This is a genomic window from Henriciella sp. (genome assembly GCF_049649345.1).
Lineage (GTDB): Bacteria > Pseudomonadota > Alphaproteobacteria > Caulobacterales > Hyphomonadaceae > Henriciella.
The window spans coordinates 1-9,895 of sequence record NZ_JBARZC010000131.1 but is presented as its reverse complement, the minus strand read 5'-3'; the positions used below and the strand labels follow the sequence as shown (position 1 = coordinate 9,895).

At 58.9% G+C, this 9,895-nt stretch carries 12 protein-coding genes and 1 pseudogene; 1 reads left to right on the top strand and 12 read right to left on the bottom strand.

Going from position 1 to position 9,895, the window contains the following annotated elements; translation table 11 throughout:
• Positions 1 to 238: SPFH domain-containing protein (locus WA989_RS03255; protein ID WP_424339090.1), on the bottom strand; the 238-nt coding region annotated here is incomplete at its 3' end.
• 134 nt (positions 239 to 372) lie between these two features.
• Entirely contained in the window at positions 373 to 855 is a 483-nt protein-coding gene (locus WA989_RS03250) for a peroxiredoxin (RefSeq protein ID WP_424339089.1), read from the bottom strand.
• Between the two features lie 115 nt (positions 856 to 970).
• Between WA989_RS03250 and WA989_RS03245 the strand changes: the two genes are divergently transcribed.
• Positions 971 to 1,531: a YqgE/AlgH family protein gene (locus WA989_RS03245; protein ID WP_424339088.1), complete on the top strand. Its 561-nt coding sequence runs from the start codon at positions 971 to 973 to the stop codon at positions 1,529 to 1,531.
• A 4-nt stretch (positions 1,532 to 1,535) separates the two neighbouring features.
• On the opposite strand, the gene WA989_RS03240 is transcribed toward WA989_RS03245, so the two are convergent.
• From WA989_RS03240 to WA989_RS03195, 10 genes and pseudogenes are all read right to left on the bottom strand, one after another.
• A complete protein-coding gene (locus WA989_RS03240; protein WP_424339087.1) occupies positions 1,536 to 2,570 on the bottom strand; it encodes an EAL domain-containing protein in 1,035 nt (344 codons plus the stop codon).
• A gap of 42 nt (positions 2,571 to 2,612) precedes the next feature.
• Entirely contained in the window at positions 2,613 to 3,995 is a 1,383-nt protein-coding gene (gene thrC / locus WA989_RS03235) for a threonine synthase (protein WP_424339086.1), read from the bottom strand.
• Positions 3,996 to 4,688: an SURF1 family cytochrome oxidase biogenesis protein gene (locus WA989_RS03230; RefSeq protein ID WP_424339085.1), complete on the bottom strand. Its 693-nt coding sequence runs from the start codon at positions 4,686 to 4,688 to the stop codon at positions 3,996 to 3,998. It lies immediately after the preceding gene.
• Positions 4,685 to 5,008, bottom strand: a complete 324-nt coding sequence (locus tag WA989_RS03225) for a DUF983 domain-containing protein (RefSeq protein WP_424339084.1) — start codon at positions 5,006 to 5,008, stop codon at positions 4,685 to 4,687. The genes WA989_RS03230 and WA989_RS03225 overlap by 4 nt, the downstream gene beginning before the upstream one ends.
• 75 nt (positions 5,009 to 5,083) lie before the next feature.
• Positions 5,084 to 5,959 (bottom strand): cytochrome c oxidase subunit 3, encoded by an 876-nt coding sequence (locus WA989_RS03220; protein WP_424339083.1) that lies wholly within the window; start codon positions 5,957 to 5,959, stop codon positions 5,084 to 5,086.
• Between the two features lie 70 nt (positions 5,960 to 6,029).
• The gene (locus tag WA989_RS03215; RefSeq protein WP_424339082.1) at positions 6,030 to 6,578 is read right to left on the bottom strand and encodes a cytochrome c oxidase assembly protein; all 549 of its coding nucleotides are present in this window, start codon (positions 6,576 to 6,578) and stop codon (positions 6,030 to 6,032) included.
• Positions 6,575 to 6,838 (bottom strand): hypothetical protein, encoded by a 264-nt coding sequence (locus tag WA989_RS03210; protein WP_424339081.1) that lies wholly within the window; start codon positions 6,836 to 6,838, stop codon positions 6,575 to 6,577. The genes WA989_RS03215 and WA989_RS03210 overlap by 4 nt, the downstream gene beginning before the upstream one ends.
• Complete coding sequence (locus WA989_RS03205; RefSeq protein ID WP_424339080.1) at positions 6,838 to 7,806, bottom strand: heme o synthase; 969 nt, start codon at positions 7,804 to 7,806, stop codon at positions 6,838 to 6,840. Before WA989_RS03205 ends, WA989_RS03210 begins: the two co-directional genes overlap by 1 nt.
• A gap of 87 nt (positions 7,807 to 7,893) precedes the next feature.
• Positions 7,894 to 9,567: a cytochrome c oxidase subunit I gene (ctaD, locus tag WA989_RS03200; RefSeq protein WP_424339079.1), complete on the bottom strand. Its 1,674-nt coding sequence runs from the start codon at positions 9,565 to 9,567 to the stop codon at positions 7,894 to 7,896.
• A 27-nt stretch (positions 9,568 to 9,594) separates the two neighbouring features.
• A pseudogene (locus WA989_RS03195) lies at positions 9,595 to 9,895 on the bottom strand (cytochrome c oxidase subunit II); the annotation flags it as partial.

The window sequence follows — 9,895 nt, the reverse complement described above, 5'->3', positions numbered from 1 at the left end:
CCTTGGTAATCACTTCCTGTGTCGGAATGTCGAGCACGCTCTCCATCATATTCATCTTGCGCCCCACGCGCTGATAGAACGGAACGATGAAGTGAAGTCCGGGGTTCAATGTCCGAGTGTAACGGCCGAAATTCTCGACCGTGAAATTATAACCCTGCGGCACGACCTTGACGGCCGATGTCAGCAGGACGAGGCCAGCGACTGCCACGATAATTGCGACCACAAATGATGGTTCCATTCAGGCTTCCCTCCTAATACCTGACATTAACATCGGCACACTTTTGCCGTTTTTCAATAAAAATTACCCAGAAAAAACGGCGTGTACCGATCTGGTACACGCCGCTCGTAAACTGGTTCGCACAGATTCGGGACTCAAATTTGCCCGAGCATATAGTCCGCGCTGGAGACTTTGAATTCCCCGCCATCTTCGACGTTCAGTTGCTCGACGACGCCGTCTTTCACAAGCATCGAATAACGCTTTGAGCGCTCGCCCATGCCAAACCCGCTCGCATCCATTTCAAGACCCAGCGCCTCGGCGAAAGCACCGTTGCCATCGGCCATCATGCGGATTTTACCGTCTGTGCCTGCCTGCTCGCCCCAGGCGTTCATCACGAACACGTCGTTGACAGACGTGCAGACGATATCATCGACGCCCTTGCCGTGAAGCGCTTCGGATTTCTCGATAAATCCCGGGAGGTGCTTGGCCGAACAGGTCGGCGTGAACGCGCCGGGCACGGCAAACAGAGCAACGGTCTTTCCCGAGAATATGTCAGCCGTCTTGCGTGGCTCAGGACCATTGTCGGTCATCTCCATCAAAACGGCGTCCGGCACTTTTTCGCCCACTTGGATTGTCATCTGTATCTCCTTTAAATCTGCCCGTTACTTAGGCATTCAGGTCCACCGGATCAATCAAAGGCTTGCCAATTCGCGTTCGCTGCGTCAGCCTCTTCATTATAGAGGAAGATCAGACATGTCGGACGATCTGACTGGAAAACTGCTCATTGCGATGCCGGGGATCGGCGATCCGAGATTTTCTCGTTCACTTATCCTCGTTTGCGCGCATGAGCCCGACTACGCCATGGGCATCGTTCTCAACAAGCCGATGGACGACCTGACGCTGCCACAATTGCTGTCACAACTGGGGATCGAGCAGGATATACGTGTGCCGGATCAGGCCGTATTAAATGGCGGACCGGTCGGCACAGACCGCGGCTTCGTCGTCCATTCCAACGACTTTCACTCGGACGGCGCCACGATGGACATTGGAGAAGATGTCTGTCTGACCGCCACAAGGGACATCCTGACAGCCATCGCATCGGGCGACGCGCCAAGGGAATCCACCATGGCGCTCGGTTATTCAGGATGGGGCGCGGGCCAGCTTGAAACCGAAATTGCACAGAATTCCTGGATCATAGGGACGCTTGCAGCCGATCTCGTCTATAGCGACGAGCATTCGGCTAAATGGGAACGGGCGCTCGACAAGATCGGTATTGATCCGGCCCGACTGCACGCAGCGGGTGGAAACGCCTGACCCTCTATTGCCTGAGCAAGCCGATGGCCTCGTCAGCGCTGATCGGCCGAGAGAAGGCAAATCCCTGCGCATAGTGAAAGCCCAGACTCCTCAGCTTGCCAATCTGCTGCAAATCCTCGATCCCCTCTGCCGTGGCACTCATTTTCAGACGTGAGGCGAGAAGCGTGACGGTCTCCAGGATCACGTTCACTTTGGGATTTCCAATTTGGCGGGTGAGCTCAGGATCGATCTTCAGCCCATCGGCCGGCAAGGCTGCGAGCCATGAAAACGATGAATGGCCTGAGCCGAAATCATCAAGGATCACACCGGCGCCGGCTTTCTTGAACGCCGTCGCCACGCGGACCGCCGCATCAGCGTCTCTCAGCGCGGCCTGCTCGGTCAGTTCGATCCGCAGCTGTCCGGGCGCAAAGCCGTGGCCCGAGACCAGCGCTTCAACGAGCCCAGCAAGGTCTTCGCGTCCAAGATCGCGCCCGGTGAGATTGACGTTGGCGAACAGGTGTTCGCCGACGCCCTCCTTGCGCCAGAGCGACAGCGCCTCACTCGCGCGGATCAGCATGTTCGGCGCGAGCGCCGCATCTCCAATCCCTGTCTCGCCGGAATGATTTTCAGGCGCCTCGCCATCCCAGCGCGCCAGCGCCTCAAAGCCTGAAATATGACCTGTCGAGAGCGATACAATTGGCTGAAACACGGCCTCCAGCCCCGGCCCCGGTGCCCCAGCGAACCTCAAACCCGGATCGATATCCTGTATGAGATCTCCGCGAGCTGACCCGTCGGCGCCGAACTCACCAATGAGCCTGATCGCCCCGCCATTGGACAGGCCCAGCACGCAGGCAAATCGCTCATCATGCATACGGGACGGATCGAGGGCCCGCTCCAGCCGGCTGCGGCTCAGCCCGTCGAGAAGCACGCCGAGCGAATCCAGCGTCCAGCTGCCGCCGATATCGTCCAGGGAGGATTGCGGCAGCGGGTCGATATCGAGCCGCCTGGCCTTCGGCTCCCAATTCCAGTGGCCGACTTTTGTGTCTGAGGCGCTTCGCATTCCCCGAAACCTAGTGCCTGACGGCTCGCCTGACGAGGGGAATTATGATCGCTGGTTCTTCAGGATGAATTTCCGGACCGTGCCGATGTCCGCGTCTACGCGCTCAAACACTTCTTTTCGGTCGAGCAGGCCCGCCACGCGGTCTGGCAGAGGCGCGTCGCGACCGGTAGCCTCCTTGACGGTCTCAGGAAACTTTGCGGCATGAGCGGTAGACAGGACAACTGTCAGCGCGTCGCTCTGCGGAATGTTTCTCGCCACGAAAGTCCCGACTGCGCTGTGGGGACAGATCGACCAGCCTGTCTCTTCGAGAACTTTGGTCATTTCCGCGAGGGTTTCCTCATTCGAAACCGATCGGGACGACAAACCGCTACAATTGAGCGGCCCTGAAATTCTCTGCGGCAGTGTGACGTCCCCGCTCTGGGCGAACTGGTCGTAGATGCCGCGCACGAGCTCCGCATCACGGCCGGACACTTCAAAGGCCAGCCTTTCAAAATTGCTGGGTACGGAAATGTCCATCGCCGGACTTGGGGTGGAAACGGCTTGGTCGCGCTTCATTCGGCCCTCCGAGAAGAGGACCTCCAGCGTATCATTCTCGTTCACCGCGCAGACGCCCTCAAACCCAGCCAGCAGGCCGCAGCGGGCTGCGACATATCCAGCAAGCGCATCGCCCATATTGCCGCTCGGCACGACAAATCGAAGTGGCCGGCCAGAGCCTAGCGCAGCCTGCGCCGTCGCGTAATAGACCGATTGCGCCGCAATACGCGCCCAGTTGATCGAGTTCACACCAGACAGGCTCGCCTCAGCGACAAAAGCGCGATCAGCGAACAGGCCTTTCACGATGGACTGGCAGGTGTCGAAATCATCATCCAGAGCAAGATTGTGAACATTGGCCGCGCCAGTCGTCGTCATGAACAAGCGCTGGACAGGCGAAATCCGTTCGAATGGGTGCAGGATGAAGAGGTCCACATGGGCCGCGCCGGCAAAGGCGGCCGCCGCTGCACCGCCCGTGTCGCCCGAGGTGGCACAGGTCACGCTCATCCGCTCGCCGCGCTCACCAAGCACGTGATCAAACAGCTGCGCGATGAGCTGCATCGCCACATCCTTGAAGGCGAGCGTCGGCCCGTGATGCAGTTCCATCATGAACGCGTTCGGACCGGTCTGAACGAGCGGGGCGACAGACTGGTGCGCAAAGCTCGCATAGGCCCGCTCGCAGATGGCTTTCACCGTCTCAGCGGGCAACTCGTCTTCAGCAAAAGCGGAGATGATGCGCGCGGCAACATCGACATAGGTCTCATCTGGCCCGGCAGGTTCTATCTGCGGCCATGCTTCGGGCACGTAAAGCCCGCCATCTGGCGCCAGGCCCGCAAGACAGGCATCCACAAAACCGACAGGCTCAGCCTGCCCCCGTGTCGAAATGAATTTCATCTACTCCCCCTTGAAGCGCAGCCTGCCTTGGGCGTGATGAAAGGCGGCGTACACGCCGAGCAGCGCGAGCGCCATCCCCCACCATGTCAGCGCATAGCCAAAATGGCGTTCCGGCGGTAGCGGGTCACGGACAGCTTCAGTTGCATACGGGTTCGCGGTCTGCCGGCTGCGGGACGCATCGTCTGCAAGACGCAGCGTGATCGTATCCGGCTCAACGACGCGGACGGCGTCCTGGTCAAACCCTAGCTGCGCGAGCATGGCCGGTCCATTGAAACCATACCAGATATTATCTTCTGGCCGGTTCGAACGGGCAATCCCGCCTGATTGCGCTTTGCGTTGGAAGACGTTCGAAACGCGCTCGAAGTCCTCAACGCCGGACACGGCGAGCGGCACAGGTGCTGTACCGGATGTGGCGTCGACGAGTGCGAGAAGCACGCCATCTTCCCCATCGACCCTGGCGGGCACATATCGGCGCCAGACCGCTTCGCCATCGACGATGCCGTAGACCTGCTGGGCCATGGCGCTTTCATCTTTCACAATCGAGACCTGCACAGGCCTGAACTGTGAAGCCTGTTGCGGTGCCTGATCGAGCTTCTCGGTGTAGCGGCCATACTGCCAGTTTCCCAGCCAGATCAGTATGGCCAGGCTGATCAGGGTCAGCACGCTCAGCACCGGCATTGGACGGAACGTCATTCGTCTCGCGGCTCCTCTGCCGCCGACGAGTCGTTCCACGTGGCTTGCTCTGCGCTGTTTTTCCATTGAAGCGCAAACATCAGGGATTTGAACGGCCGCAACAGCAACACCGCGAGAATGACGATTACAGGCGTCCACAGGATCGCATGGACCCAGACCGGCGGATTGAACACGGCCTGGACCAGAAGAACGGGCGGCATGATCAGGATCCCCAAAAGGAACATGACGAAGAAAGCAGGTCCGTCCCCGGCATCGGCTTTGGAAAAGTCAGCCCCGCATGCTGTGCAAGACGGGGCGAGACCGAGATAGGTTTTGAACACCGGCCCCTCTCCACACTCCGGGCACCGGCAGGCGAGCCCGGCGGAGATAGGAGAAACGGCTCGGTTCACCGGACCCTAGTGGCCCAGCACCAGATACGGGATTACATAGACGAAGGCGAACAGGAACAGCCACACCACGTCAACGAAGTGCCAGTACCAGGCAGCGAATTCGAAACCGAGATGTTTCTTGGCCGACATTCCGCCATTCATCAATCGGATGAGGCAGACGGCAAGGAAAATCGTGCCGATCACAACGTGCGCACCGTGAAAGCCGGTCGCCATGAAGAAGGCCGAGCCATAGATCGTGCCGTCGAAGCTGAATCCAGCATGCGTATATTCGAGCACCTGAAGGCCGGTGAAGCTTACGCCGAGCAAAATCGTGATCGCGAGCATGAATATCGCCTGCTTGCGGTCCCCATGCTGCAAAGCGTGGTGAGAGGCGGTCACGGTCACGCCAGACAAAAGCAGGACGAGCGTATTCATCAGGGGCAGGTGAAACGGGTCGAACACCTCGACACCAGCCGGCGGCCACTGGCCACCCACGGCCTGAAGAGCGTCGCTATAAAGCGGATTGGTAACATCGAATGTCTCGCCGACCCGGGCGCCCTGGAAGATTGCAAACTCGAAGAAGCTCCAGAACCAGGCGGCGAAGAACATAATTTCCGAAGCGATGAACAGGATCATGCCATAGCGAAGGCCGATCTGGACGACAGGCGTGTGATCGCCCCCGCGGCTTTCCTTGATGACTTCGCGCCACCAGCCGAACATCACATAGCCAACCATGGCGAAACCGATGATCAGCAGCCATGGGCTGCCTTCGGGCATGCCAAACAGGCCCTTCATGAAGGTCACGGCGCCGAGCGCAAGGACAACCAGTGCCATTGAGCCAATCAGCGGCCATGGCGACGGGTTCACAAGGTGGTAATCGTGTTTCACTTCATCATGAGCCATGGGCCACAATTCCTCGAGTCTTCATATGTTTTGGCGCTTTTAGCGCGCGGTTCAGCAGAGTCGCAACAGTTCAATTGAGCGCAGCTGAATTCGCCGCACCCTCGAAACTGTCAGTTTGATAGAAAGTATAGGAAAGCGTGATCGTGCGCACATCATCCATGTTGCGCTCCTCACTCATTTCCGGCGAAACGAAGAAGACGACCGGCAGCTTTTTCGTGGCGCCAGCCTTCACGATTCGCTCCTCGAAACAGAAGCATTCAAGCTTGTTGTAATAAAGCCCGGCCTTATGCGGCGTCACATTGTAGGAGGCCATGAGGCTGATATCGTGATCGGACGTATTGGTGACTTCAAAGAAGGCCAGGCCATGCTCGCCCAGCCTGACAGTCATCTTGGTCTGAAGAGGCCTGAACATCACGGGCGCATTGATGACATTGGCGTCGAACCGGATGGTCATCTCACGGTCGATGATGGCTTCAGGCGCCGCCTCGGCGATCTGCGTGGTCCCGCCAAAGCCTGTCACGCGGCAGAATGTGTCGTAAAGCGGCTTTGATGCGAAGGCGAGGCCGAGCATGCCGAGCCCGACCACACCGAGACCGATTGCGATCATCCTGTTGTTCATTGCTGCCCCTCACCGGATGGTCCGTCCTGCTCAGGCAAGTCTGGCATAGGCTCTGATGTGTTGTCCTGCGGCGGATTGTGCCAGTAAAGACCGCCATCTGGGCCGAGTTCTGCATCACCGAGACGGATGACCGTGGTCAGGCCGACAATGATCACAAAGGCGAACAGGGCGAGTCCAAGCCAGAGATTGCGCCGCTTTTGGGCCGCACGGCGGCCAGCATCATCGGCGTGTACTTGATCAGGCTGCACCGGGTCGGCCATCAGGCAACTCCCGGAATGGCGACAAAGGCCCCAAACCCGTGCTCGACAATGATCATACCGAACAGGATGAAAAGATAGAGGATCGAGAAGGCAAACAGCCCTTTGGCTTTCTTGAAGTCGGCGGGTTCTGCGTCCTTTTCGCCTGCCCTGCTTTTCCAAACACCGAGTGCGAGCCACAGGAAAGTGCTGCCGAGAAGGATAGCCGTCACGCCATAGAGCGCGCCGCCAAGGCCTGTCAGGACCGGCACCAGGCCCAGCAGTGCCAAGAGCACTGTATAGCCCAGGATTTGGTTACGCGTCGCTTTCGCGCCGTGCGTGACCGGCATCATGGGGACATTCGCCTTGGCATACTCGCCATGCGCCAGTAGCGACAGCGCCCAGAAGTGCGGCGGTGTCCAGAAGAAAATAATGGCAAAGAGAATCCAGGCATCGAGCGGCGCATTGCCCGTGACGGCGGCCCAGCCGATGACGGGCGGAAAGGCCCCTGCTCCGCCCCCTATCACGATGTTCTGCGGCGTGCGGCGCTTCAGGAGCATGGTGTAGAACCAGCCATAATAGGCAATCGACCCAGCCAGCAGCAACGCGGCGAGCGTATTCGAGGCCAGCCACATCATCAGCACGGACACGCCCGACATGATGAGGCCCATGGTCAATGCTTCGTCGCGCGGCACGGCGCCGGACGGGATGGGCCGCGTCGATGTGCGCTTCATCACCGCGTCGATATCGGCGTCATACCACATGTTGATCGCGCCAGCCGCGCCCGAGCCAAGCGCGACAGCCAGCGTCGCAATACCTGCCATGATCGGGTTCATCGATACGCCCGTCATGCTTTGCGCCGCGACCAGACCGGCAAAAGCGGTAAACACGACCAGCATCATGATCCGCGGCTTCATCAGGTTGATGTAGTCGGCGGCGGTCGCGTGACGGGGCGCGGCTTGAAGGCTGTCTGCAGTGTTGATGTTAGCCATGTCTGATCCTGAAGGATTGATAGCGAACGGCCCTTCACGTCATGAACGCAAAGGGCCGCCCCTGAATTTTCTTACGCCGCCTGGCCCTTAGGGATGATGTTCAGGCTTCACTTCCGGCAGTTCATTGAACTGGTGGAATGGCGGCGGCGAGGGCAGCGTCCACTCAAGTGTCGTGGCACCCTCGCCCCACGGATTTGCAGCGGCCTTGCGGCGGCGTATGGCCGCCTCGATCAAGCCGACGAAGAAGAGCAGCGTGGCCACCAGGGTAACGGCGTAGCCCATGGATGACCAGAAGTGCCAGCCCGCAAAACCGTCTGCATAGTCGATATAGCGGCGCGGCATACCGTTCAGCCCGAGGAAGTGCTGCGGGAAGAAGAGCAGGTTCGACCCGACGAACATCGTCCAGAAATGGGCGTAGCCGATTGTCTTATTGTATTTCACACCGAACATCTTCTCGAACCAGTAATACCAGCCCGCAAACAGGCCGAAGACGGCGCCGAGCGACAGCACATAGTGGAAGTGCGCAACGACATAATAAGTGTCATGCAAGGCATGGTCGATACCGGCATTGGCAAGAACCACGCCCGTCACACCGCCAACGGTGAACAGGAAGATGAAACCGATGGCCCAGACCATGGGCACTTCGAAATCGATCGAGCCGCCCCACATGGTCGCAATCCATGAGAAGATCTTAATGCCAGTCGGAACCGCAATGACCATCGTCGCGGCCACGAAATAGGCCTTCATGTCGGACGGCATGCCGACCGTATACATGTGGTGGGCCCAGACGATGAAGCCGATCGCACCGATCGAGACCATGGCGTAGGCCATGCCGAGATAGCCGAAGACCGGCTTCTTGGAGAAGGTCGACACGATGTGCGAGATGATGCCGAAGGCCGGCAGGATCATGATGTAGACCTCGGGGTGCCCGAAGAACCAGAACAGGTGCTGGAACATGATCGGATCGCCGCCGCCGGACGGATCAAAGAACTGCGAGCCGAAGTTCCGGTCGGTCAGCAGCATGGTCAGTGCGCCAGCGAGCACCGGCAATGCAAGCAGCAGCAGTACAGCGGTTACCAGCACAGACCACGCAAACAGCGGCATCTTGTGCATGGTCATGCCAGGCGCGCGCATATTCAGAATGGTCACGATGAAGTTGATGGCGCCGAGAATGGACGCGATACCGGCCGTGTGAAGCGACAGGATCAACAGGTCCATGGATGGACCGGGATGTCCTACAGTGCTGGACAGGGGCGGATAAAGCACCCAGCCACCACCAAAGCCGAGAAACTGACCCGTGCCAGGGATCATCATGGAGGTACACGCCATGATGAAGGCTGCGACTGTGAGCCAGAAGGAAATATTGTTCATGCGCGGGAACGCCATGTCAGGCGCACCGATCATCAGCGGCACGAACCAGTTACCGAAACCACCGATCAGCGCCGGCATCACCATGAAGAAGATCATGATGAGGCCGTGATAGGTGATCACGACGTTATAAAAGTGTTTGGCGTGCTCGATCGCCTGGTCGCCCTGATAGCCGAACATTTCCATGAGGCCCGTCAGTGGGCCGATGCCCGGCTCCGCGAGCTCCCAGCGGATCAGGCCGGAAAGCGTATAGCCGACAATGCCCGCGCAGAGCGCGAACACCAGATACAGCGTCCCGATATCCTTGTGGTTCGTAGAAAGGAACCAACGCGTGAAAAAGCCCGGCTTGTGGTCGTGGGCATGATCGTCGTGAGCGACTGAAACTTGATCCATTGGCATGTCAGATATCCCTCTGAAATCCTATTGGGCCTGGGCGAGGCGCGTCTGAGCGTCCGTCGGCGTGTCGTTATTGGCACTAATGGCGGGGCGAATGGCATCGAAAGCAGCGTCGAACTCGCCTGATTTAAGGCTTTCGATCCAGGCTTCATACTGGTCCACTTCTACAACGCGGACCTCGATCGGCATGTAGGCATGGTCCTTACCGCAAAGCTCTGAGCATTGGCCGTAAAATGTGCCTGTTTCTTCGACAAGGAACCAGCCCTCATTGAGCCGTCCAGGCACGGCGTCTGTCTTCACGCCAAACGCCGGCACCGTCCAGGAG

Excerpts from the sequence above, each read along its gene's own strand:
- WA989_RS03250 (WP_424339089.1), bottom strand. The coding sequence starts at position 855 with ATGACAATCCAAGTGGGCGAAAAAGTGCCGGACGCCGTTTTGATGGAG.
- WA989_RS03245 (WP_424339088.1), top strand. The coding sequence starts at position 971 with ATGTCGGACGATCTGACTGGAAAACTGCTCATTGCGATGCCGGGGATC.
- WA989_RS03240 (WP_424339087.1), bottom strand. The coding sequence starts at position 2,570 with ATGCGAAGCGCCTCAGACACAAAAGTCGGCCACTGGAATTGGGAGCCG.
- thrC (WP_424339086.1), bottom strand. The coding sequence starts at position 3,995 with ATGAAATTCATTTCGACACGGGGGCAGGCTGAGCCTGTCGGTTTTGTG.
- WA989_RS03230 (WP_424339085.1), bottom strand. The coding sequence starts at position 4,688 with ATGACGTTCCGTCCAATGCCGGTGCTGAGCGTGCTGACCCTGATCAGC.
- WA989_RS03220 (WP_424339083.1), bottom strand. The coding sequence starts at position 5,959 with ATGGCTCATGATGAAGTGAAACACGATTACCACCTTGTGAACCCGTCG.
- WA989_RS03215 (WP_424339082.1), bottom strand. The coding sequence starts at position 6,578 with ATGAACAACAGGATGATCGCAATCGGTCTCGGTGTGGTCGGGCTCGGC.
- WA989_RS03210 (WP_424339081.1), bottom strand. The coding sequence starts at position 6,838 with ATGGCCGACCCGGTGCAGCCTGATCAAGTACACGCCGATGATGCTGGC.
- WA989_RS03205 (WP_424339080.1), bottom strand. The coding sequence starts at position 7,806 with ATGGCTAACATCAACACTGCAGACAGCCTTCAAGCCGCGCCCCGTCAC.
- ctaD (WP_424339079.1), bottom strand. The coding sequence starts at position 9,567 with ATGGATCAAGTTTCAGTCGCTCACGACGATCATGCCCACGACCACAAG.